19 protein-coding genes and 1 pseudogene are annotated in these 22,244 nt (G+C 69.3%); 6 read left to right on the top strand and 14 right to left on the bottom strand.

All coding sequences use genetic code 11. The features are described 5' to 3' along the window. Positions 1–901: 901 nt before the first annotated feature. Positions 902–1,321, bottom strand: coding sequence for a roadblock/LC7 domain-containing protein (locus tag ACWGKT_RS27100; RefSeq protein ID WP_453275760.1), 420 nt, complete (start codon positions 1,319–1,321; stop codon positions 902–904). Continuing rightward, entirely contained in the window at positions 1,318–3,291 is a 1,974-nt protein-coding gene (locus tag ACWGKT_RS27095; protein ID WP_453275759.1) for a nitrate- and nitrite sensing domain-containing protein, read from the bottom strand. The genes ACWGKT_RS27100 and ACWGKT_RS27095 overlap by 4 nt, the downstream gene beginning before the upstream one ends. Positions 3,292–3,923: 632 nt before the next feature. Between ACWGKT_RS27095 and ACWGKT_RS27090 the strand changes: the two genes are divergently transcribed. Further along, positions 3,924–4,286, top strand: a complete 363-nt coding sequence (locus tag ACWGKT_RS27090; RefSeq protein WP_453275758.1) for an aldo/keto reductase — start codon at positions 3,924–3,926, stop codon at positions 4,284–4,286. 147 nt (positions 4,287–4,433) lie between these two features. Here ACWGKT_RS27090 and ACWGKT_RS27085 read toward each other — a convergent pair whose 3' ends face one another. Beyond that, complete coding sequence (locus ACWGKT_RS27085) at positions 4,434–5,549, bottom strand: serine hydrolase domain-containing protein (RefSeq protein ID WP_453275757.1); 1,116 nt, start codon at positions 5,547–5,549, stop codon at positions 4,434–4,436. Positions 5,550–5,821: 272 nt separating this feature from the next. Between ACWGKT_RS27085 and ACWGKT_RS27080 the strand changes: the two genes are divergently transcribed. Beyond that, entirely contained in the window at positions 5,822–6,703 is an 882-nt protein-coding gene (locus tag ACWGKT_RS27080) for an AraC family transcriptional regulator (RefSeq protein WP_453275756.1), read from the top strand. A 165-nt stretch (positions 6,704–6,868) separates the two neighbouring features. On the opposite strand, the gene ACWGKT_RS27075 is transcribed toward ACWGKT_RS27080, so the two are convergent. Continuing rightward, positions 6,869–7,501: a DUF1345 domain-containing protein gene (locus tag ACWGKT_RS27075; RefSeq protein ID WP_235453124.1), complete on the bottom strand. Its 633-nt coding sequence runs from the start codon at positions 7,499–7,501 to the stop codon at positions 6,869–6,871. Between the two features lie 566 nt (positions 7,502–8,067). Here ACWGKT_RS27075 and ACWGKT_RS27070 point away from each other — a divergent pair. The 4 genes and pseudogenes from ACWGKT_RS27070 (at position 8,068) to ACWGKT_RS27055 (ending at position 10,970) form a co-directional block, all read left to right on the top strand. Further along, a complete protein-coding gene (locus ACWGKT_RS27070; RefSeq protein WP_356149878.1) occupies positions 8,068–8,391 on the top strand; it encodes a hypothetical protein in 324 nt (107 codons plus the stop codon). Positions 8,392–9,309: 918 nt separating this feature from the next. Then, complete coding sequence (locus ACWGKT_RS27065) at positions 9,310–10,248, top strand: IS982 family transposase (protein WP_453275755.1); 939 nt, start codon at positions 9,310–9,312, stop codon at positions 10,246–10,248. Beyond that, positions 10,239–10,565, top strand: a pseudogene (locus ACWGKT_RS27060) (VOC family protein); the annotation flags it as partial. The gene ACWGKT_RS27065 and the pseudogene ACWGKT_RS27060, both read left to right, overlap by 10 nt. 108 nt (positions 10,566–10,673) lie before the next feature. Further along, a complete protein-coding gene (locus ACWGKT_RS27055; protein ID WP_453275782.1) occupies positions 10,674–10,970 on the top strand; it encodes a hypothetical protein in 297 nt (98 codons plus the stop codon). Between the two features lie 251 nt (positions 10,971–11,221). On the opposite strand, the gene ACWGKT_RS27050 is transcribed toward ACWGKT_RS27055, so the two are convergent. The 10 genes from ACWGKT_RS27050 to ACWGKT_RS27005 form a co-directional block, all read right to left on the bottom strand. Continuing rightward, positions 11,222–11,947: a dienelactone hydrolase family protein gene (locus ACWGKT_RS27050; RefSeq protein WP_453275754.1), complete on the bottom strand. Its 726-nt coding sequence runs from the start codon at positions 11,945–11,947 to the stop codon at positions 11,222–11,224. Between the two features lie 570 nt (positions 11,948–12,517). Then, positions 12,518–13,249 carry a dienelactone hydrolase family protein gene (locus ACWGKT_RS27045; protein WP_453275753.1) on the bottom strand — a complete coding sequence of 244 codons (732 nt, stop codon included), beginning with the start codon at positions 13,247–13,249 and terminating at the stop codon, positions 12,518–12,520. 377 nt (positions 13,250–13,626) lie between these two features. Continuing rightward, positions 13,627–14,130 carry a hypothetical protein gene (locus ACWGKT_RS27040; RefSeq protein WP_453275752.1) on the bottom strand — a complete coding sequence of 168 codons (504 nt, stop codon included), beginning with the start codon at positions 14,128–14,130 and terminating at the stop codon, positions 13,627–13,629. Between the two features lie 18 nt (positions 14,131–14,148). Further along, positions 14,149–15,690 (bottom strand): sialidase family protein, encoded by a 1,542-nt coding sequence (locus ACWGKT_RS27035; RefSeq protein ID WP_453275751.1) that lies wholly within the window; start codon positions 15,688–15,690, stop codon positions 14,149–14,151. Between the two features lie 523 nt (positions 15,691–16,213). Continuing rightward, positions 16,214–16,972 (bottom strand): hypothetical protein, encoded by a 759-nt coding sequence (locus tag ACWGKT_RS27030; protein WP_453275750.1) that lies wholly within the window; start codon positions 16,970–16,972, stop codon positions 16,214–16,216. A 34-nt stretch (positions 16,973–17,006) separates the two neighbouring features. Beyond that, on the bottom strand, positions 17,007–17,480 hold the full coding sequence (locus tag ACWGKT_RS27025) for a hypothetical protein (RefSeq protein WP_453275749.1): 474 nt from the start codon (positions 17,478–17,480) through the stop codon (positions 17,007–17,009). 11 nt (positions 17,481–17,491) lie between these two features. Beyond that, positions 17,492–18,766, bottom strand: a complete 1,275-nt coding sequence (locus ACWGKT_RS27020) for an MCE family protein (RefSeq protein ID WP_453275748.1) — start codon at positions 18,764–18,766, stop codon at positions 17,492–17,494. Next, the gene (locus tag ACWGKT_RS27015; protein WP_453275747.1) at positions 18,763–20,046 is read right to left on the bottom strand and encodes an MCE family protein; all 1,284 of its coding nucleotides are present in this window, start codon (positions 20,044–20,046) and stop codon (positions 18,763–18,765) included. Before ACWGKT_RS27015 ends, ACWGKT_RS27020 begins: the two co-directional genes overlap by 4 nt. Then, complete coding sequence (locus ACWGKT_RS27010; protein ID WP_453275746.1) at positions 20,043–21,152, bottom strand: MCE family protein; 1,110 nt, start codon at positions 21,150–21,152, stop codon at positions 20,043–20,045. The genes ACWGKT_RS27015 and ACWGKT_RS27010 overlap by 4 nt, the downstream gene beginning before the upstream one ends. Next, positions 21,149–22,129, bottom strand: a complete 981-nt coding sequence (locus tag ACWGKT_RS27005) for an MCE family protein (protein WP_453275781.1) — start codon at positions 22,127–22,129, stop codon at positions 21,149–21,151. The genes ACWGKT_RS27010 and ACWGKT_RS27005 overlap by 4 nt, the downstream gene beginning before the upstream one ends. Positions 22,130–22,244: the final 115 nt, after the last annotated feature.

The following is a 22,244-nucleotide window of genomic DNA, read 5'->3' as shown; positions in this document are numbered from 1 at the left end:
TCCGTACCCGCAGAAAGCCTCACCGCGCATGCATTCGACCTGTCTCCCCGGTGCTCCAGAGACACACATCTCGTGTGTGGCCAGGAGGTGCCGCGGCACGGGATTGCTTCAGCCCGTTGATCGCCCGCTCGACGGTGTTGCGCTCCACCGGTGACGATCAGGGACAGCGGGCGGCAGCGGTCGTCGGCACTCGAGGGGAGCTTGCTGGTGAAGCCACCGCGCGAGCGGCCCAGTCCCTCACCTCCTGGACCACCTCCACCAGGCGGGCCAGCAGACTTTGCCACGGTCTTTCGCCCTGGTGTTCCGCTGCTTCGACCCCCTTTGACGCGGGTGCCGGCGGCGGGTCGGTCCGGGCGCCGGGCGCGTGCTGATGAGCGCGCACTCTTGATGGGAGGAGAGGCTTCAGTGGTCTATCCCGGCGCGGGCCCGCCGGGGGAGAGAGATCGAATGTGACCTCTCCATCCGCGGGCAGCTGCCGGATGGAGCTTTCCTTCTCCTCGCCCGTCCGTACTGGCACGTCGTAGACGGGAGCGTCACCGGAGTTCCGCACATGGAGGCGGCGAACCCTCTGCGGGCGCTTCGTCTTGTCGTCAGGCTCGTAGGGAACTGTGGTCCAAGCAGCGCCTTCGCTGGCTTGCTCCAACTCCCTGTCACGGACACTGCGCCGAAAGGACAGGGCGGCAACGAGCGCCGACCTGTTGGTAACGACGGTGCCGACCTATGCCGGCACCGTCCCCCAGTCCAGCCCAACCAGCCGCTCGCCATGATTCCCCCAAGGCCGAGCAGTCCAGCCCAGTCTGCATCGTCCACCACCCCACGTCCGGGGATCGACGCAAGCGAAGCCGCCCCGCGTCATCGCCGCTGGTGAAGTGAACGAAGCCAGGTGTGCGGGTGCTTGCCATTATCTCGGGGCCAGGGGGGCGGAGTTGAGGTCGCGTACCAACTGCGGGGTGAGCAGTTCGCCGGCGCGGTCGGCGAGGACGGCCATTTCATAGCCGACCAGGCCGATGTCGCACCCCTCGGCGGCGAGGACGCCGAGACAGCTGCCGTCGCGGATGCGTCCGACCATGAGGAAGCCTCCGAGCATTTCGATCATCACGAGTTTCATGCCGTGGAAGCCGTGTGCCGTTGCCGCGTTCTGGGCGAGGCTGGTGATGCCGGAGACGACGGCGGCGAGGTGATCGGCGCGATCTCGATCGAGGCTGTCCGAGGCGGCCATCAGCAGGCCGTCGGAGGAGACGGCGACCGCGTCGGTGACACCGTCGGCGGTGCGTGCGAACTCCGAGATGAGCCAGCCGAAATTCTGGACGGCGGTGGTCACGATGACGCTCCTTGTGTGCTTTGCGCCTCGGCACGGGCCACACCTGCTCGGAAGCCGTTGAGCAGGGAGGAGACAGCGGGCCTGGCGGTCAGGGGTGCGGTGGAGGGGCCGTCCGCGGGGGCGAGCAGGCGCCTGGGGAGGGCGAGGAGTGCGGACAGACCGCCGCCAGTCGTGTCGAACAGGTGGACTTGGGTGCCGTCGCCGAGGCGGTGGGCGAGTCGGCCGATGACGAGGTGGCCGAGGAACCGGGTGGGCGCGGTGAGGAAAGCCTCCTCGCCAACGTCGGCGAGGCGGGCGTTGGCACGCTCCTTTTCAGCTTCGGACATCCCGACGCCGTGGTCGACGACAGCGAAGCAGTACGTGTCGTCCTCGGTGTCGTACCAGCCGTGCACCTCGACCGGCTCGTTCGGTGGCGAGAAAGTCAGCCCGTTCTCGATGAGTTCGGCGAGGAGGTGGGCGATGTCGGCGACGGCGTGCCCGCGCACCCGCACGGGCTCCACGGCAGCGATCAAGACCCGCCGGTAGTGCTCGACTTCAGCGACGGCGGACTGGACGACTTCCAGGCCGTCGGCGGGTGCTGTCGAGGGCCGCGGCGTATTCTGACCGGCCAGGACCAGAAGACTCTCTGCGTTTCGCCGCATACGGGTGGCGAGATGGTCGAGCTCGAACAACTCCGCGAGGGCTTCGGGGTCGAGTTCCTTGCGCTCCAAGCGGGTGATGAGGCTGAGCTGACGACGCACGAGGTTCTGGTTGCGGCGGCCGAGATTGGCGAGCGATTCGGTGGTGTTACGGCGCAGACCGGCCTGCTGGGCAGCCAGTTGGACGGCGGTGCGTTCCACCTGGTGCAGGGACGCAGCGACCTCGGCGATCTCCGCCGCACCGCCCAGCATCCGTGGGTCGGGGTGGTCTGGCACGTCGGCCGGCGGGAGGAGCCCAGCATGGTCCTGCGGGGACTGCTGGATCCGGGCGACGGTTGCGGGCAGCCGGTGCTGCGCCACCTGGTGGGCGGCCTCTGCGAGCGTACTGAGCGGGCGCGTGAGGGAACGGGAGGCAAAGGCCGCGAGGCCCGCGACGAGGGCGGCCATGAGCGCGCCCGCGACGAGATAGACGGCGAGGCTCGTCTCGGCGTCGTGGCTGAGTCGGTCGGCCCTCTGTCTTGCGTCGTCACCGACCGCCTGCTGGACGGCGTACAGATCGTCGACGAGTGCGGTCATCGCATCCCACCAGGCGGTGACGTCGACGCGCAGCGTGGAGCGGTCGGCGGCGCCTTCCGCCCGGTTCTCGGAGGCGGTGGCGCGTTCGGCGTCCTGCGTGCCGAAGGCGTTCCTCAGAGCCGCGCGCTGGGGTGCGGTGGCGAAGTGCCGGAAGCGGGCGAGGGCGGCGACGCGAGTGGCACGTATCTCGGTGAAGGTGAGGTATTCGCGGCCGTGAAAGCCGCCCTGGGCGAACACGCCGCTGAGGAAGCCACGTTCGAGTGCGACTGACTCCTTGGCCGTGGCTAGTTCGTGCAACGCCGCGATGTTGTCGCGGAGTTGACGGTCCGTGCCAGTCGAGGATTCCAAAACCGGGTCGACGGCATTGAGAGCGTCGATGGCGGTGGTGTAGAAGGTGAGGGTCGCGGCACGGTTCGCTGTGTCCCTGTCGGCGGCGTTCCGGATGTCGGCGAGGTGTTGCAAGTGCTGCCGAATGACTTCCTCGGCGGCGCTTTCGCGGCGCATCGCGCGTAGCGCCCTGTCGACGCGCTTGCGGGTACCGGCGAGCGGTGAGCGAAACTCTTCCTCTCCTCCCAACAGACCATTGGTGAGGCCGCGTTCGCGCTGCAGTTGGTGCACGAGAGCCTGGATTCGCAGGCTGAGGCCAACCTCGGAGCGGGTTGTGCGGGCGTCGGTGAGGGCTTCAGCGCTGCCGTGCACGGCAAGGTCGGCCACCGTCAGCAGCAGGCAGATCGGGATGGTGATGACCACCGCCACACGGCCCCTGATGCTTCGCCAGCCAGGGATCGGCCGACGGCCGTGAGACGGTCGGATGCTCCGACGGCGTGCCGAACTGCCCGTTCCTAAGCTGACCTTGACGGCTGCGCCAAGCCTGCCGAGCGCTAGCCGTATCGGCGTCCACACCTTCATAATCACGAAGCTAGTCCGAATGCTGTAGCGGGCGGTTTCCGACCTGTAAGGCCGCGTGGGAGATTCGATTGCGCCGCCCTCACACCGCGGCCCACGAGAGTGAGACCGCGGATGGCAAGACAGGTGGTCGTCCAAGAGGCGGGCGGTGTCAGGCACCGTCGGCTGCCAAGACATCCCGAGCCGAGGTCGCGCACGGTGTGGCCCAACGCAAGGACAAGGAAGCGAAACCGGCAGGCTCCCCGGGGCAGCGCGCAGCAACTTGCCGACGCGCTCTGTTCTGGTCCTCGGCGACGTACTTTCTCGCTCCGCCGGCACCTCGGACTGCGACGGGTCGCCCGCGGGAGCTGACCGGTCAGGCGTTGTCCGCCTCGTCCTCCCGAGCAGTACGTTCTCCCACGTCTGCACATACCAGGTCGCCGCAGGACATCGGGGGAACTACGTACGGCGCCAGGGCCCCCCGGGCTGTGGGTCTCCTAGACATGTTCACGGCGTACGCGGAGGCGGGCGGGAGCGCGATCGACACCGCCAACCGCTACACGGAAGGCAGCAGCGAAAGAATTGTCGGTGAGCTGCTGGGCTCGGACCGCGACCGATTCGTGCTCTCCATGAAGTACACCCTGGCCATGGACGGCACCGCCCCCAACGCCGCCGGCAACCACCGCAAGAACCTGAGCTGTTGCGTGGAGGCCAGCCTGCGGCGGCTGGGCACCGACTGCATCGATCTGCTGTGGGTGCACATCTGGGAAGTGGTGAACAACAGTAGGGGTGATTGGCCGGGTCCGAGGCCGAGCCAATGGCCGACGCCCAGGGATCGACTCCGAGCGGGGTCGGCCACTCATTGACGAGTGGGTGTCGAAGGGGCCTCGGAGCCGCAGGCCACAGGCCGTTGAGCGTGACTGGCAGTGTCCCCGCCCACCCGCCCACCCGCGCAATTGCGAGCGGCAGAGGAGAGGGGCAACCTGTGCGGGCCCAGACCGCTCTGTTGCCTGTCAGTGCAGTCCGCTGTACGCGGCCATGATGATCTCCATGCCGCGGTCGTCCTCCTGCTGGTCTCGGTCGATCATCTGGTTCATGACGTAGGCCACCGTCATGCGTGAGCCAGGGTCGCTCGCGACCAGCGAGCCGCCCCAGCCGCCCCAGCCGAAGGTGTTGCCGAACTTGCCGAAGCCGACCGTCCAGCACATCGGCGTCCCCAGGATGCGGTCCTCACCGCGGAACACCTCCTGCCAGGCGGGTTCGCAACCCTGGGGGGACAGCAGCCGCATGCCGGCGGCCGTTCCCCGGTTTGCCAGTACCGACTGAACAAGGGCGACAGAGCGAGCGTTGCCGAAGCCGTTTACCGCAGGGATCTGCGCACGGCGCCAGGCCACTGAGTTGGCGTCCTTGACCCGGATCGCGGCACCGGTGATCTCCCGGGGTACGCCGTCCGGTCCGGGCGGACCGCCGGCGGCGTACTCGTCGGTCAGTGACGGCGGCGGGATGAGCGGTGCGACGCGGTCGTCATGCTCGGCGGGGAGCCCGATGTGGAAGTCCGCGCCCAGCGGCTTGGCCACCTCCTCCGCGAAGAACTCGCCGAGGCTGCGGCCGGTGATGCGGCGGACGATCTCACCGATGAGGAACCCGAAGGTGAGCGCGTGATAGCCGGCGGCCGTCCCGGGTTCCCAGGCAGGGGCCCGCGCAGCCAGCTCTGCTGTCACGTTCTCCCAGTCGTAGAGGTCCTCGACCGCCGTCAGCCCGGACAGGTCCGGCAGCCCCGCCGTATGGGACAGCACATGTCGTACCAGCACGCCCTCCTTGCCGGCCGCGGCGAACTCGGGCCAGTAGGCGGCGACCGGCGCGGACAGATCGAGCCGGCCTCGGTCGGCCAGGACGAGCGCGCACAGGGCGGTCATGTTCTTGGTCGTCGAGTTCACGCCGGTGAGGGTGTCGCGCTCCCAGCTGATGGAGCGGTCCGCATCGGCGTACCCGCCCCAGATGTCGACCACCGGCTCGCCATCGAGGTAGACGGCGACCGAGGCGCCCACGTCGTGCTTACCGAGCGAAGCTGCAAGGGCCGAACGTACTGCGGCGAACCGCGGCTCGCATAGCCCCTTAATATCAGTCATGGGGGTAAGCCTCAGGTAACGCCGGGACTTCCTGCCCAACAATTCCCGCACCGATTTTGTCGGGCGGGGCGCGTAGAACTTTCTCTGACTCCAGCAAGGCGGCCTGACGGCCGCGCGGTCGGCTCGTGGTCCGACCGGCCGTATCGGTGGTTGCTCCGACAGGCAACACCCCGGCTTTACGCGTCGAGCACGCGCGTTACGACAGCCCGGTGGCTGGTTGGCAGGGTGGGCGTTCCCCACAGGGAAGACACAAGAAGGAAGGACGCAGACGCGTGCTGGAGCGGCTGAATCAGGCGCTGAACCACCTGGAGGCCAGCCTCGAAGGGGAGATCGACATGGCCGAGGTGGCCCGGATCGCCGCGGTGTCGGAGTACCACTTTCGGCGGCTGTTCTCCGCGCTCGCCGGGATGCCGCTCCCGGTCTACGTGCGGCGCCGCCGGATGACGCTCGCCGGGGCCGAGGTGCTGGCGGGGGAGTTGACGCTGCTCGATGTCGCGGTGCGGTACGGGTACGGCTCGGGCGAGGCGTTCGCCCGGGCATTCCGGTCGGTGCACGGCATCGGGCCGGGCGAGGCCCGGCGCTCGGGTGCGGTGCTCACGGCACAGCCGCGCATGTCCTTCCGTGTCGTCGTCGAAGGGAGTACGACGATGCGGTACCGGATTGTGGAGAAGGAGTCGTTTCGCATCGTCGGCAGGAAGGCCCGGGTCCCGCTCGTGCACGAGGGGGTCAATGCGGCCGCCGCGGCGCACGTGGAGAGCCTGGACAAGCAGGCGATCGTACGGATGAAGGAGCTGTCCGGCCGGGAGCCGGAGGGGATCCTGTCGGCGGCGGTGTACTTGACCGACAGCCGGGAGGAGGGCGCCGAGGCGGACTACTGGATCGGCGTGGCGACCGGTCCTGAGGCAGCCGCCGAGGAACTCGACGCCCTCGACGTGCCGGCCGGGGCCTGGGCGGTCTTCGACAACCACGGTCCCTATCCGAGCGCGCTCCAGGAGTTGTGGCGGGACGTGTTCACGCAGTGGTTCCCCTCGAACTCCTACATGAGCCGGCCAGGCCCGGAGCTCCTGCGGACGCAGCCGGTGGAGATCGGCGCGGAGACCGACTCCCAGCTGTGGATCCCGGTCGTGCGGGGCAGCGGGAGCGCTGGGGCGTGAACACCGGTACCTGGACGGTGCCCTCCGCGCGGAAGACCCGCGACGACCTACGGAAGGCCAGACGGTGTCAGTTTCCGAAGTCGCGTGCACAGGTGAACTGGTGATTCGCTGTCGCGTGGAGGGAACTGCGAACGCGCCGGACGGGTTGAACTCGTGATGGAGCCGTCAGCCGCTGACCAGTCCCACGACGAGATTGATGGCGGTGGCGAGGATGCTGGTACCGAAGACGTATGACAGCAGCGCGTGCCGCAGCACGATCGCCCGGATCGCCGAGCTCGACACGCTGGTGTCGGAGACCTGATAGGTCATGCCGAGGTTGTAGCTGAAGTAGAGGAAGTCCCGGTACGCCGGCGGCTGGTCCGAGTTGAAGTCGATGCCCTCCGCGTTCTCGTAGTACATGTAGGCGTACCGGGTGGCGTACGTCAGGTGCAGCGCGGCCCAGGCCAGGAAGACCCCGCCCAATGCGGTCGCGGCCGCGACGTGGCCGGTGTCGGACTTGCCGCGCACGAGCAGCAGCACGATGGCGACCAGTCCGCACAGGGACACCGCGACTACCAGCAGCTCCTCGGCGACAGGCCGAAAGTCCTCGCGTCTGGCGTTGCTGTGGGTGTCCCTGGCGTCCATGGGCCACAGCACCACCCAGCCCGCCACGACGAAGAACAGTTCCGTCGCGGCGATACCGGCCAGAACACCCAGCGCTACGTCGGTCGCGAACCACACGGCCACGCCGACTGCGGCTCCGAGGACGACCGCGCCGGCGAGGCGGGGCCCGGCGTCCATGGGCAACCAGGTGCTCATGCACCACCACGGTAGTCCCGTTGCCGCTGGTGAGCCCGGAGGCCGGGCCGACGCCCGGTTGGCCTCGGTCCTGGGGATGGCCGTCGGCCGGAGTACCGTCTTGCGCCTCGTCAGTGCGGTGCCGGAATCGGACATCCAGGCAGCGCGGGTGGTCGGTGTCGACGAGTAGGCCACCCGCAAGGGTCGGCGTTACGGCACCGTGCTCGTGGACGTCGGGACACGCCGTCACTGCCGGAGCACCGGCAGGCCATCCAGATCGCTGACCGCTGGCACGCGGGCATCCGCTACATCAGACTGCACGCCGACTGCTGAACAGCTGGCCGGTGCGGGGCGCGGCTCGGGCCTGGGTGAGTGTCAGGTCCATCATGCCTGCTCGGAGGTGGTTTGCGGTAGGACGGAGAGCACGTCGGTTTGGTCTTGGCGTAAGGAGTGGTCTGCCCGCAGACTCGTCGTCATCCACTCTCCGGCGTACGCGTCGGCACCTGTTCCTGGCTGCCGACGCGTTCGTTTTGCTGTCCCGTCGTGTGACGGAGGCGGGCCGGGGGTGGTGGAGCGAAGGGGGATTGATGGATCAGGACATCGTCTTGCGGGCGAGGGTCATGCTGCTGAGCGCCAACCGGCGAGTCGTGCGCGGTGCCGAAGGGTTGTGGATCTACCGGGTTCTGACCCAGGTCGAGCCGGAGGTGTATGGGTCGAAGCTGGCATACGTCCTGGTGGAGGCCAGCGGCTCGACCTTGGTACGGGACCTGCCTGAGCGACGGCTGGCTCTGTTGGACGAGGCGGTGGCGGTGGCAACGGCCCTGAGCCCTGCGAATCCGTACCGGGCCAAGGTACTGGCGAGGGCACTGGCCGCCAAGCGGCGGGAACTCGACGGGCGCTCGGCGACGTAACAGCGGTCGCTTGGGCTCAGGGCGGCCGCATACCTCAAGCCCCTCAGCGGTTCGGCCTTTGCAGCCGTACCCTGAGCCCCCGGGGGGTTTCTCTGACCCTGCCACGCCTTCGGCTGATCGTCATCGCGGGGGTGCCGGCACCGCCGGCGGTGACCGGTGCGCTGCTGACAGCGGGCGTTGCATCATCAGGACTGCAGCCAGCGTGGCGAGAGTTGTGGCTGTCTTCATCGGCTCCTCACTTGGTGATCTGATGCTCGTGTGGCGCCCTGCGCTGGGTTCCCGGCCGGGCCCCGCGGGTCCCGGCCCGGAAACTGCTGGAACGCGCCGGCGTTGAGAGCCTTCTGGAGTTGGCTGGGGGTGTGGGACCCGCTGAAGGGCGGCGCAGGTCGCCGGGCCGAACTGGCCGTCGACGACCAGCAGGGCGGGCGGGGCGACCAGGGCCTCGGGCTTGATGACGCCGGTGTGTCCGGCGAGGGCAGGCTAGGCAGAGGCGCCCATACGCCGGGAGTCGTGCGCGGGGCCCGTGCCGGGGGCGTGTGGGGGAGCACTGCCGCCGCTCCGCGAGCTGCGAACGTGCAGGACGGAGCGTTCAGTCCCACCAATCGTTGCCGCTGTGCCAGCGCCGCACCCACTCTTCGAAGCCCCATGCCTGGTCGCCAGGCGCGGGGATGGCGCCGACGTCGGCGCCATCCACACCTCACCGCGGCGGGGACCGGTGGTCAGCAGGAGCCAGAACGACTGCCCGTCTTCGCACCCGAGAACGATGGACCCCTTGTTGAAAGCGTCGTCGATCCGCGGGTCCATGGCCTCGGGGTCGACGCTCTCGTCGTCCTCCCAGTTCCAGGCCACCCCTAGATGAGTCATTCCGAATGCTGACGGTGCGTCTGGGAACACAGACAGGGCGTCCAAGATCGATCTGTGACGAATGACCTGGACGCCCTGCTGACCGCACTGTACGTGAAGATCGACGACGAGATTGGAGATACCCGATGGCTGGGCCGCCCACCGCGATTGACGGACTCCGAGCTCGTCTGCCTCGCCGTCGCCCAGGCCGTGCTGGGCTTCGCCTCGGAGTCCAGATGGCTGCGGTTCGTCCACTCCCGGCTGGGCGCGATGTTCCCGTACGTACCGAAGCAGCCGGGCTGGAACAAGCGGTTGCGGGCTGCGTTGCCGCTGGTCAAGCGCGTGATACGGCTCCTTGCGACGGACACCGACTTCTGGTTCGACAACCACTGGATCATCGACTCGACCCCGGTGGAGTGCGGCCGCTCGCGGCCCACGGTGAAGCGGTCGGGCACGGCCGGCTGGGCCGGATACGGGTACTGCGCCAGCCATTCGCGGTTCTTCTGGGGCCTGCGGCTGTACCTGGTGTGCACCCCGACCGGCATGCCGATCCTGTGGGCCCTGGCCAACCCCAAGCTGGACGAACGCGAAGTGCTGACGGCGATGCTGGATCGAGAGCCGGACTCGGTCACCGGCCGGCCCGGCCTGCTGTTCATCGCGGACAAGGGCTTCGCCTCCAGGGAGTTCGAGGCCGATCTGTCCTTGCGCGGGGCGACGTTGCTGCGGCCGTCGTTCAAACGGGAGAAACGCCGCAAGGGCGAGTCGCTGCTGAAGTCGGTGCGGCAGCTGATCGAGTCGGTGAACGACACCCTCAAGGGCCAGCTCGACCTGGAACAACATGGCGGCCGGACCTTCATTCGCGGAAGCATCGTGTTTCCGCGACGAGTTGTACGCGTATCTGCCCCTGCCGGGCGCTGCCGGAAGGCTCGTCGGGAGCGCCACCCACGGCTACGGCCTGTTGCGGGAGTTGATCGACTGTCAGTCCTGCCTGGGATGCTCCGAGCATGGAGATGACAGTGCAGCTGACAATCGACTGCTCCGATCCGCAGAGAATGGTGACGTTCTGGGCCGAGGCCCTGGGCTACGTGCCTGAGCCTCCGCCGGGCAGGCACGCCACGTGGCGTGCTTACTGGGCGGCGATGGGGGTGCCCGAGGCGGAGTTGCCGGCCGGTGCCGGCGATATTCCGGAGTCGATCATCGATCCCACGGGACGTGGACCGAGGGTGTGGTTCCAGCAGGTTCCGGAGCCGAAGGCCGCCAAGAACCGGTGGCACTTCGACCTGAAGGTCGGTGGGGGCCATGACGTTCCACTGGACGTCCGTACACGACGGCCCGGTAACGCGAAGACAGCCCAGCAGGACGTCAGCCAGTGCCCGAGTCACGGCCACCGGAACCTGAGTATCACCGTCAATGTCAGTGCCGGCTGGAAGGCTGGAGCGATGAATGGCGATGAGCAGCTGCTGCGTGGGCGCGTCTACGGCCGTGACCACGACGACCCTGACCCCGGTCCGCTGCCGTGGCAGACGTATGCCGCGCTCATAGGCGGGCCGCTGGACGGGCTGCTGCTGGACATCACAGGCTGGAGGCCGAAGGAGGTCGACGACGGCGCTGCCCTGTCCACCGAGCTCGGGCAGTTCCCCGGCGGCCGGTCGCTGTACGACCCGCGCCCCGGTGAACCCCGAGCTCTCGGCCCGGGTGTGACGTGCCGCCTCTACTACTCCGGCGACACGCCCTGACCACAGGGCCGACCACGGCTGTGCCGGTGTCTGGCTTTGTTCGCGAGAACCGACAGCACCTGGACACGAGATGGGGCAGCACCTGAAGAACTGCAGAAATCGAAGAGTTCATGGCTTCGGGCAGCGCGGGCCGCTGCCGGGTTGGCAGGGGCCCGCGGTATGAACAGCAGAGGAGCGCCGGGACCTGCCCTGGACGAGCAGCATCCTGGCCGACACGGCTTACCGTCTGCTGGTGGCCCGCCGGCCCGGCCTCACTTCAGGTGCCGGGCGAGGAACTGGGCCGCGGCGTCTCCCGCGAACTGCGGGACGCCGGTGTGCCCGCCGAGATTGGCGTGGAGCGTCTTCTCCTTGGAGCCGAAGGCGTCGAACAGGTCCAGGGCCGCCTGCCGGTCGTTGCCTTCGTCGTCCCACTGCAGCAGGACGTGCAGCGGAATGGTGACCTGGCGGGCCTCCTCGAACATGACGGCGGGCACGAAACTCCCGGCGAACAGAACGGCGGCCGAGATGCGCGGCTCGACCACCGCCAGCCGGATCCCGATGGCGATCACTCCTCCCGAGTACCCGACCGGGCCGCCGATCTCGGGCAGCGAAAGGAGGGCGTTCAAGGCGGCCTGCCATTCCGGGACCGCCGTTTCGACGAGTGGGAGGACGAGGCGATCGACGATCTCGCCGCCGACCGGCTCGCCGGCCTCCAGTGCCCGGCGCAGGTCGGCGCGGGCCTGCTCGGCGGTGGCGGAACGGGGCCGGTCACCGCTGCCGGGGAGCTCGATGGTGGCCGCGGCGAAGCCCTGAGCCGCGGAGTGCCGGGCCCGGGCCGCGAGGCGGGGGTACATCTTGTGCAGTCCGCCGGGGTGGCCGAGCAGGATCAGCGGCGCGGGTGCGGATCTGGGCGTCCACAGGATGCCGGGGACCTCACCGAGGGTGAATTCGCGTTCGAGGACGCCGTCGTCGAGGCGCTGTTCGGAGGTGAATTGCATGGTGATGCCTTTCGGGAGTGCTCTTGAACGGCGCTCCCGGACGACCTATCGCCCGACCGTGACCCCGGAGGGGAGCACCCATGTCGATACTGTGTTCACGGGTACCACCTCCTCGTTCTCTCGCACGGCCTCCGGAAACGTAGCAGTGGTCGTGGTGGTCCGCCAACGGGTTTTTGCGGAGGCTCCGTGGCGGGATGCCAAGGAGTCGGAGGACTGGGCAGAGCTACTTGGGGCCTCATCGCGGCTTTGCGAGGCGAGGCCCCCGCGACGGCGGGGCCGGGACGCGCTTGAGGCGCTGTTGTTTCCCACGATGGTGCTGAGCGAATCGCTCTTCGCAGTTGGCAGCCTGTACGACGCCTGCGAGCTGCCAGACGCGCTGGTGCCCAGCCTCCAGGCTTGCTACGCCCGCATCGACCTGCCTGACCATCCGATGGGGGCGAGTGAAGAGGACTCACCCGTGCGCTGGTATGCGGCTCCTGCTCGATTGCTGCGGCGGGACGGCTTGCAGGATCACTGCTGGGTCCATGCGCGCGGTCACGCAGTCGCCGATCTCCTCGTGCCAGCGCGTGCCTAGAGGTGTGAAGCCAGGGCGGCGTACACCTTCTGCCAGGCGTCGGAGCCGGCCTCGGGGTCGTAGTCGGCCGGGCGGTCGGCGCAGGCGAAGCCATGACGCGCGCCCGGGTAGGTCACCAGCTCGTGCGGCACCTCGGCTTTGGTGAGTCGCTGCTCGGCCTGCTCCCACTCCTCGGCCCCGATGATGTGGTCCAGCTCGCCGCGAAAGCCCAGCACGAAGGCGCCGCCCGCGGCGATCCGCTCAGTGGTCTCCAGCGGGGGCACGGGGCCGACCAGTGGGAAACCGCTGTTCAGCAGCCACCCGGGGTAGAAGACCGCGGCCAACTCGAAGCTCAGCGCGGTCGCTGCCCGTACCGCGATATGGCCGCCCATGCTCAGGCCGAGGAACGCTACGCCCCGTTCCCTGGCTTCGGCGCGCGCGGCCGCCAGTGCCACGGAAGCGTCAGCCACGAGCTCGTCCCGGTCGAGCGCGCGCATCAGCACCAGGCCGTCCTCGCGCTCCTCGGCGGAGTAACCGAGTGCGGTGCGGCGGGCGTTGCGCCAGTAGTAGTCGGGCGCCAGCGCCGTGTACCCGGCCGCCGCCAACTCCGCGCAGGTCCCGCGGACATAGTCGTTGACTCCGTACAGCTCGGAGCAGACCACCACGGCGCCCCGCACCTCACCCGTCGGGCGGTGCACGTACGCCTCGATGCCGCCTGCCTTGCCGAGTGTCTCCCACTGACCAGTCATCACTACCCCCGTGTGTCAAGTGTGGAATTTCGGCTCAACTCTAGTGTGTGACAGCGGCGTTCATCCTCGACATTGCTCGATGCAGCGGAAGCCCGGGCCACTGGCCCTGCTGATGTTCATCATGACGCGGACCGTGTCACAGCAGGCTTGTCACCGCGCCTGATCGCTGCCCTCATCTGCATCCGTCGGTTGGCGATGGCGCGCCACCTGCGTGTATCCGCCCGGAACGAGGGGCCAGCCGCGAAACCCAAAGCGCCAGTCGAGGTCGACTTCACCCCGCCTTCGCCCGGCACCCCGTACCCCTACCCCTCCACGCGCACAGCGGTGCACCCGTCCACCAGGGGTCCTCCATAGATAAGGGCTCGGCCAGGCCCGGTTCAGGAGGCGGCGGACGCCAGGTAGGTCAGGTACATCCCTCCCTCGCAGTTGGACATTTTCCGCAGGGTCCAGCGGCCCCGGACGGTCGCGGAGGAGAAGTTCGACTCGGCGTCGTCCTCCTCCACTTCGCCCCCCTCAGGGATGTAGCCGGCCTTGGGGAGCTGCTTGTGCAGGAACGCCAGGGTGGTGTCGAAGCCGCCCCGTACGACGGTGGCGACGATGAGCCGGCCGCCGGTGCGGTGCTCCACCGAGGTCACGACCGTGCCGTCGGGCACCGGCAGGTTCTGCGGGAAGTCCTTGGGGAGCGGCAATGAGGCGGCAGTGGGACAGCCGCCGAGCGCGGCGCCGGCCGCATTCCCGGCCGGCGGATCGGTTGCCCGCTCCACCGCGTACGGCGTCGTCCCCGGGGGCTCGGCGTGCTCGTTCGCCGCCGAGCATCCGGCGACCGCGGTCAGGCCGAGGACGGCTCCTGCCAGTACGGCAGCCGAGGGCGATGGCTTCATCTAGTTCCTTCCTTCGGGCTACTTGTGCTTGCCGCGGACCACGGTGTCGTACGCGCCGTACAGCGTGGCGCCGGAGGACTGGCGGGCTATGGAGGCCAGCGCGTCGTAGTTCTGCGCACCTCCGGTCGTGCAGGTGCCGGTGCAGCCGTCGGCGTAGGCGGCGAGCACGCGGCCCTGGGCGTCGATGGTGACGTCGGTGAAGTCCAGGAGATTACGGTCCTTGCCGCAGGTGGTGCCGCCCGTGCAGATCGACCCCTTCTGGACGGGATCGGTGGGGGTGGCGTCGGCGGTGACCCAAGACTGGCCGCCGTCGTAGGTGGTGGCCACATACAGGTGCCACACGCCCTTGAAGCCGGCCGCGTCCTGGTAGTTGCCGCCCGTGGTGGTGCCGAGGAAGGCGAAGGCGGCGCGGTTGTCGTCGCCCGCGGTCACGGCCGGGAAGACGATGTTCTTGATGCCGAGAGCCGCGCCGACGTTCTGGTCGTACAGCCACGTCCTGCCCTTGTCGTGGCTGACAGCCATGCGCGGTGTGCCGTCGCTGTTCTGGTAGCCCATGTAGACGGTCCCGCCGGCCCCGATCCCCAGGCTCGGGTCCGAGTCGCCGGGGGTGCTGGACGGGTTCTTGCGGACCGTCCACGTCAGCCCGTTGTTCTCGGAGACGGCCACGGCCTGATGGCCGCCGCAGCCCTTGTTGGGCACGTACACCGTGCCGTCCGGGGCGACCTTCACATGCCCGTGCAGGCCGCCGCAGTCCAGCAGCGAGTACATCGGAACGGCGGGCCCGTACGTCAGACCGCCGTCCCGGCTGACCGCGCAGGAGGCGTCGGCGATGTCCTGGGAACAGTAGTAGACGGCGTCGGGGTACGACGTGAGCGGTCCCGGACCGCCTGCGGCGAAGGGGCCTCCGCCGATGGTCTGGTGGTCCACACCGGAGTTGATGCCCGAGCCGCCCGTCGGCGTCCACGTTTCACCATCGTCGTCGGTATAGCAGGTCAGGGCGGTCTTGCCGGCGAGCTGCGACTCGAAGGTTCGGTGGGTGACCGGGTCGGTGAACAGGATCGGGTCGAGGCTGGTGGTGCTGCCCTGAGGGCAGCCGTTGGCCGCGATCGCGCTCTTGTCCCGCCATGTGGCGGCACCGGCACTGTCGTAGGTGACCTTGAGCGTCGACGTGTACGCCTGGAACATCGCGGCGCCACTCGCACGGTCGACGCCGATCGAGGGTTCACCGGCGTTGTGCGCGTCCGTGATGCCGTCGGGTGCCCAGGAGTTCGCGTACGTCGGCGGTGTGGCCGTACTCGGCGGCGGATCGGCCGGAGCGGTGATCAGGCTCGCGGTGCCGGTGAAGCTGTCGCCGAGCGGCGCGTACGGCACCACGCGCACGGTGTACGACGCCGACACCGCCGGAAGCAGCACGGTCTCGGGGTCGCTGGAAGAGGCCGAGCCGGCCACCTCCCGGCCGTCCGCATCGAGGACGTACACATCGAAGTCGGCGGCGGGGTCCGGCCATCTGATGTCGATGCGCAGGCTGTGACCGGCGTCGTAGCCCGCGGGTACCGACACCTTCAGGGCGTAGTCGTCACAAAGTTGCGTATTCCCGCAGCTCACCGTCCCGGCAGTGCCGGAGACATTCGGGACGGCGAAAGGACCGGCGCTCCACGTGGTCGTGGGCGCGGTGTCGCTGACCGATCCGGAGGGCGGGGTGGCGGCGTCGGCAGCCCCACTCGGCAGGGTCCCGGCGACGAGCGCCAGCAACCCGACGGCGAGACGCCCCCGCGACCGCGGGTGGTGGTGAAGACGGAGTGCGGAGAGGAGAGCCACAGGTACCTCATGGGTTCGCGAGTCGGACGAAGGGTGGTGGTGTGTGGCCGTACGGGTGATGCCTTCGTCTGCTCTACGGGGAGGCAGGCGGCGTCCGTCGCGCGAAACCGAACTCTTTTCGGTGGGAGGCCGTTCGGACGGGGGAGCCGCTCCAGGACCACCACGGCGCGAACGCGGTGAAGCCCGCCATCCCATTCGGGCCGCACCCCGTCCCCGACGGAAAAGTGCCCCCGCGTGACTGCGCGAGGGCACTTGTCGGGCCTGGTCAGAGGGCGTCGACTCCGCTCACCTTCCAGCCGGTCGAGGTGCGGGTGAGTGTCATACGCACCCGGTTCAGGTCCAGCCGGGGCTTCGGGACCTGAGTGCTCTCGGTTACCTGGTTGACGAAGAGCAGGACGACGGCCCGGTCCGGTGTGGCCGACACGACGGAGACCGCCGGGGCGCCGCCGTCGGCGGGTGTGGCCACGGTCGCCTTCACCACGCCGTGGTACTTCGTCGCGGTCGGCGCGACCACCGCCTTCGTGGTCTTGCCGTACTGGTCGCGGAAGTGCCCGGTCAGCAGGACGCTGGCCCGGGCGAAGTCCCGGTCCAGGTGCCGGTAGTCGTACGACAGCACGACCGGCGCCGCCTTCCGCGCGGACGCCACGGCCTCGTCGCGGGCCTGCTCCGCGTGCCGCCCCTGCCGATACTGCCACCCGAGAACGGTGGCCGCGACCAGGGCCGCGACGAGGACGACGCCCAGCACCGCGGTGAGCACGCTCCGCCCGGCCTTGCGCGGGGGCGCGGCGTCCTCCGGCTCCCCCTCGAACGACTCGGGCGACTCGGGTTCCGGCGGGTCCTCCCAGCCCTTCGCCGGGGGCTCGACGAGCAGAGTGCGCCCGGAGGGAGTCGGCTCTTCCTGGCGGGCGCTGGGCTCGGGGCTCGCGGGCCGCCCGGTGCGCTTGGCTGCCGCGCGGGCGGCCGCGGTCATGGTGCGGCGGGCCGGTGAGCCGGTGCCGCGGGTGCGGGAGGTCGGGTTCGCCACGGTGTCTCTCCTCATCGATGGCTTCACGGGTGGGTCAGCCCACGAACGCGACGTCGGAGGTCAGCCAGCGGCCGGCCACGCGCGCGAGGTCGAGCTGGAGCCGGTAGGTGCGCGCCTGGCCCTCGGGCGCGGCGGTGTTGGTCACCTTGCTGTCGGCCACGACCAGGACGCGGGCCGAGTGCGCGTCGGACCGCACGATGCCCGCTTCCAGAATCTGCCCCTCGGACACCGACTTGTTCTGCGCAACCAGCTTGGTCAGTTGTGCGGACTGTACGGCGAACTCCTTCTTGAACTCACCGGTGGCGCCCTTCAGCACATTGCCGCTGTCCCGGTCGTAGTGCCGGTAGTCGAGCGAGATGAAGCTCAGCGCCGACTGGCGGGCCGCCGCCAGGATGTCCTGACGGCGCTGTTCCGCCGCGCGCTGGTCGGCCAGCCTCAGGCCCAGCCAGACGCACAGCACGGTCGTCAACACGGTCGCGGCGACGAGCCCCGCCGACAGCAGCCTCATGCGCTCGCCTCTCACACCATCGGTCCCACGAGCAGCCATTGCCACGACTCCTTTCCGAACACGGTCTGTTCCCCGCCCGTCGAGCCGATCTCGACGGGCGTTCCGTCCGGGCCGGTCACGGTGCCGGTCTCCGGGTCGTACGGGGCCACGAACGCGGCCCGGTCGGTGCTGTACCGCCCGGTCGTCGCGCCGGGCGCGTTCTGCGCTCCCCGCACGGAGGTCTTGCTGCCGCGCGGTGCCGTGCAGTGCGCGTCGGTGTTCGCCGGGCGCGTGCCGGTGTCGGCGGGGTCGCGCCGCTGGGTGCCGTAGCCCCGGGTGCACGCGGGAGGGTCGTCGGCGTTGACGGTGAGCCCGAAGTGGGTGGTGCCGTCGCCGGGGATGACCGTGTAGCTGCCCGCGACATTGAGCGGGAGTGTGACCAGGGCCTGTTCTACGCCGGGCAGCCGAGCCACGGTGATCTGGCCGCCGCTGATGAGGTTGGCCAGCAGGACCGGCACGTGCGGCCGCGTGGACTTCAGCAGGGACTCGACCTCGTGCGCGGCGGGCGCAGTGTTGCCGATCAGCCGGCGCAGATCGCCGTCGCTCGACTTCAACTGCTCGGTGAGCGTGGCGAGATCGCGGGAGAACGACTTGATGGCCGAGCCCTGGTCGGCCTGTGTCCTGAGCACCCTCCGCGAGTCCTCGATCAGCGAGACCGTCTGGGGGAGCGACTCGGATGCCGACTCCACCAGCGCGTTGCCGGAGTCCACCAGCCGGCTCAGGTTCGGTCCGGTGCCGGCGAACGCCTTGCCCAGTTCGTCGACGGTGACCCGCAGATCATCCTTGCCGACAGAGTTGACCAGCCGGTCGAGGCTGAGGACCAGGTCGGTGACCGGCAGCGGGGTCCGGGTGCGGCTGCGTGGGATCGGGCTGCCGTCCATGAGGTACGGCCCGTCCGACCGCCGTGGCTGGAGGTCGACGTACTGCTCGCCCACCGCCGACCGGTCGGCGATCACCGCGAGCGTGTCGGCCGGGATCCTCGGGGCGCCGTCCTCGATCTTCAGTGCCACCGAGATCCCGGACCCGGTCAGCCGCAGATCGTCCACGCGGCCCACGGGCACGCCTCGGTAGGTGACCTCGGCGCCGGGGAAGACGCCCCCGGACTCGGCGAAGTCGGCGCGCACGGTGTACCCGCGGTGCAGGACGTCGTCCACCAGGCCCGTGTACCGGGCGCCGACGTACGAAACGCCGAGGGCGGTCACGGCCGTGAAGGCGAGCAACTGGGCTCTGACCGTACGTGTGATCACGGCAGTATCCCCTTCAGCATCAGCTCGGCGAGGCCGGGATCGACCCCCGGCGGAAGGCGACGCGAGCCGTCTGCGGTGCCGTAGGCAGCGGTGCACACCGGCGGGCACAGCAGGGTGCTGCCGTCGGAGGGCGTCGTGGGCACGGAGGGCGCGGAGGGCGCGGAGGGCGCGGAGGGGGTGCCCGGCAGGGACGGGATGGACGGGAGAGGGGTGGGAGTGGGGACGCCGGGAAGACCCGAGGTCCCGGGGGCCGGGGACTTCCCGCCCTTACCAGGCTTGCCGGTGACGTTGCCGTAGAGGTCCGCCAGGTCGAGGTCGGCGGTGATCTTCAGGTTGACGTAGTCGCCCTTGACGGCGTCCGTCGCGTTGCGCGGGAACGGGTAAGTGGTGAGGATTTCGAGGGAGTTGGGCAGGTCGTCGCCCGCCTTGTTCAGTTCCCGCAGGATGGGCTGAAGCTTCTTCAGGTTGGCGACGGTGTCGTCGTGGGAAGCGTTCACCACCTTGGTGCCGGTCTTGCCGAGGTTGGACAGGGCGGTGAGCATCTTCGTCAGGTCCTTGCGCTGGTCGGCGAGGGCCTTCAGGGCGGGCGGCAGGGTGTCGACGGCCAGGGCGATCGTCTTCTTCTCCTTCTTCAGCCGCTTGGCGAGCCGGTCGACGCCCTTCAACGCGCGCACGATCTCCGCCCGCTGGGCGTCGAGGCCGCCGAGGAACGTGTCGAGCTGCTTGAACAGTGACCTGACCCGGTCCTCGCGGCCGCTGAGGGCCTTGTTCAACTCGACGCTGATCGTCTTCAGCTGGGCCACCCCGCCGCCGTTGAGCAGCGCGGACAGGGCCGACAGCACCTCCTCGACCTCCGGGTTGCGGCCGCTGCGGGACAGCGGGATGCGGTCGCCGTCGCGCAGCCGTCCGACGGGCCGCGTGCCGGCCGGCGCGGACAGGGCGACGTACTTCTCGCCGAGCATGCTGGTCTGCCTCAGATCGGCGACCGCGTTGCCGGGCAGCTTCACCGAGTCGGCGATCCTGAGCCGCACGCGGGCGTGCCAGCCGTTCAGTTCCACCTTCTCGACCGCGCCGACGGTGACGTTGTTGACCTTGACCGCCGACTGCGGCACCAGGTCCAGGACGTCCCGGAACTCGACGGTGACGTGGTAGGCGTGACCGTCCGAGGCGGCGCCGCCGGGGAGCGGGACGTCGTACCAGCCGTTGAACTCGCAGCCGGTCAGCAGCAGCGAGCCGACCGCCGTCCAGGCGGCCACCCGCCCCTTGCGCTGCACGCTCATGCCGGTGCCCCCAGAATTCCGCCGAGGGTCTTGTCGACCGTGCCCGTCGACGCCGGGGCCGACGGAACCTTGGGCAGGGAGTCGAAGAGCTTCTTCAGCCCGGCACAGTTGTCGTGGTCGTCGCCGGTCGTCTTCAGGATCGAGCAGAGTAGAGCTGACGGATCCTGCGAGGCTTGCGCGTTGTTGCGGGTGTCGAGGGTGCCGGCGGCGGGGTTGTAGGCGTTCTGCAGGTTCGACAGGCCCGTGGGGGCGACGGTCAACAGCTCCTTCAGAGCGTCCCGTTGGGTGACGAGGACCTTGGTGACCTTGGCCAGGCCCTTCACGTCCGCGGTCAGCGCCTTCTTGTTGCCCTTCACGAAGCCGGACACGTCGCCGAGTGCGGCGGCCAGGTACTTCAGCGCGGCCGCGAGATCCTTGCGCTCCCCGGCGAGCTGCCCGGCCACGTCGGCGAGGTCGGTGTTGAACGACCGCACGCTGGTGTCGTCCGCCGCCAGCGCGGCCGTGAACACCTGAAGGTTCCGCACGGTCCCGAACAGGTCGCCGCGACCGTGGGACAGCGTCGTGACCGCCTGGGACAGGTCCTCCACCGTCTGGTTGAGGTTCTCGCCCTGCCCCTGGAGATTGTCCGCGCTCACCCCGAGCAGCCGGGACAGCGAGCCCTTCTTGTTGGCACCGTTCGGGCCGAGTGCCTCGGCGGTGGTGTGCAGGCTGTCGAAGATCCGGTCCAGCTCGACGGGGACGGCCGTACGGGACTCGGGGATGACGTCTCCGTCCCGCAACACCGCGCCCTTGCGGTACACCGGCAGCAGCTGCACGTAACGGTCGCTGACCACCGAGGAGTTGACGATGGCGACCTGTGCGTCGGCGGGGACCTTGCGGCCCCGGTCGTATTCCAGGTCCACCCGCACCCGGTCGCCCTCCGGGGTGATCTTCCTGACCTCGCCGATGCGGACGCCGAGGACGCGGACGTCGGAACCGGGGTAGATGCCGACGGTGCGCGGGAAGTACGCCGTGACACGGACGGGGCCGGGGCCCGGCCACAGGCCGACGGCGAGGCCGACGACGATCGCGAGCGCGGTGAACAGGGCCAGGAGTCGGCGGGTCATCGGGTGCCTCCCGTCCGTGGCGTGACCGGGGCGGCGACCAGGTTCTGGATGTAGGAGTCGAACCAGCGGCCGTCGCCGAGGGTGTTGGTGAAGAGCCGTACGTAGGGCGCGAGCAGCCGGACGCTGCGGTCGAGGCTCGTCTGGTTGCGTTCGAGCATCGTCACGAAGGTGTTGAGGTTCTTCAGTGCGGGCCCGATCTCCTTGCTGTTGTCGTCGACCAGGCCGGACAGCTCGATGCCCAGCAGCGCGGAGCTCTTGAGCAGCTTGTGGATCGCCGCTCGCCGCCTGCCGATCTCCTTGAACAGGGCGTCACCGTCCTTCACCAGCGCGGAGAAGTCCTTCGTGTGACCGGCCAGCACTTCGGTGACTCCGTTGGCATGGTCGAGGAGCCCGCGCAGCGCCTTGTCACGGGCGGCCACGGTCCGGGAGATCCGCGACAGCCCCTTGATCGACGCCCGCACCTCTTCAGGGGAGTCCTGGAAGGTGACGGAGATCGTGTCCAGCGCCTTCGCGAGCCGGTCCGTGTCGACCTCTTCGGTGGTGGTCGTCAGGTCGCTGAATGCTTGGACGACGTCGTACGCCGGCACGGTCCGACGGAGCGGGATCTCGCTGCCCGGCTTCAACTGGCCGGGCCCCTTCGGGTACAGGGCCAGGTACTTCGCGCCGAGGATCGTCTTGACACGGATCGACGCACCCGTGTCGGTCCCGAACGCCGGGTGCCCCTTGACCTTGAACGTCACCTTGACGTGGTCGCCGTCCAGGTCGACGCCCTCGACCTTGCCGACCTTCACCCCGGCGATCCGTATCTCGTCGCCCGGCTTGAGCCCGCCGGCCTCGGAGAAGGCCGCGCTGTAGGTGTCGCCGCCGCCGATCAGCGGCAGGCTGTCCGCGTTGAAGGCGGCAACGGTGAGCAGCGCGAGGACGGCGAGGCCGACGGCGCCGACGACGACCGCGTTACGTTCACGGAAGGGCTTCAGGCGCGGGCGCTTGAGCCGAATCCTGGGCAGCTTGGGCAGCTTGGGCGGCAGGACGCGTACCTTCACGAGGGGTTCGGGTCGGGGTTTGCGCTTCGGTAGGAGCCGAGGAAGTTTC

This window comes from Streptomyces sp. NPDC054794 (genome assembly GCF_053611585.1).
This window is presented reverse-complemented; position numbering and strand designations above follow the sequence as displayed.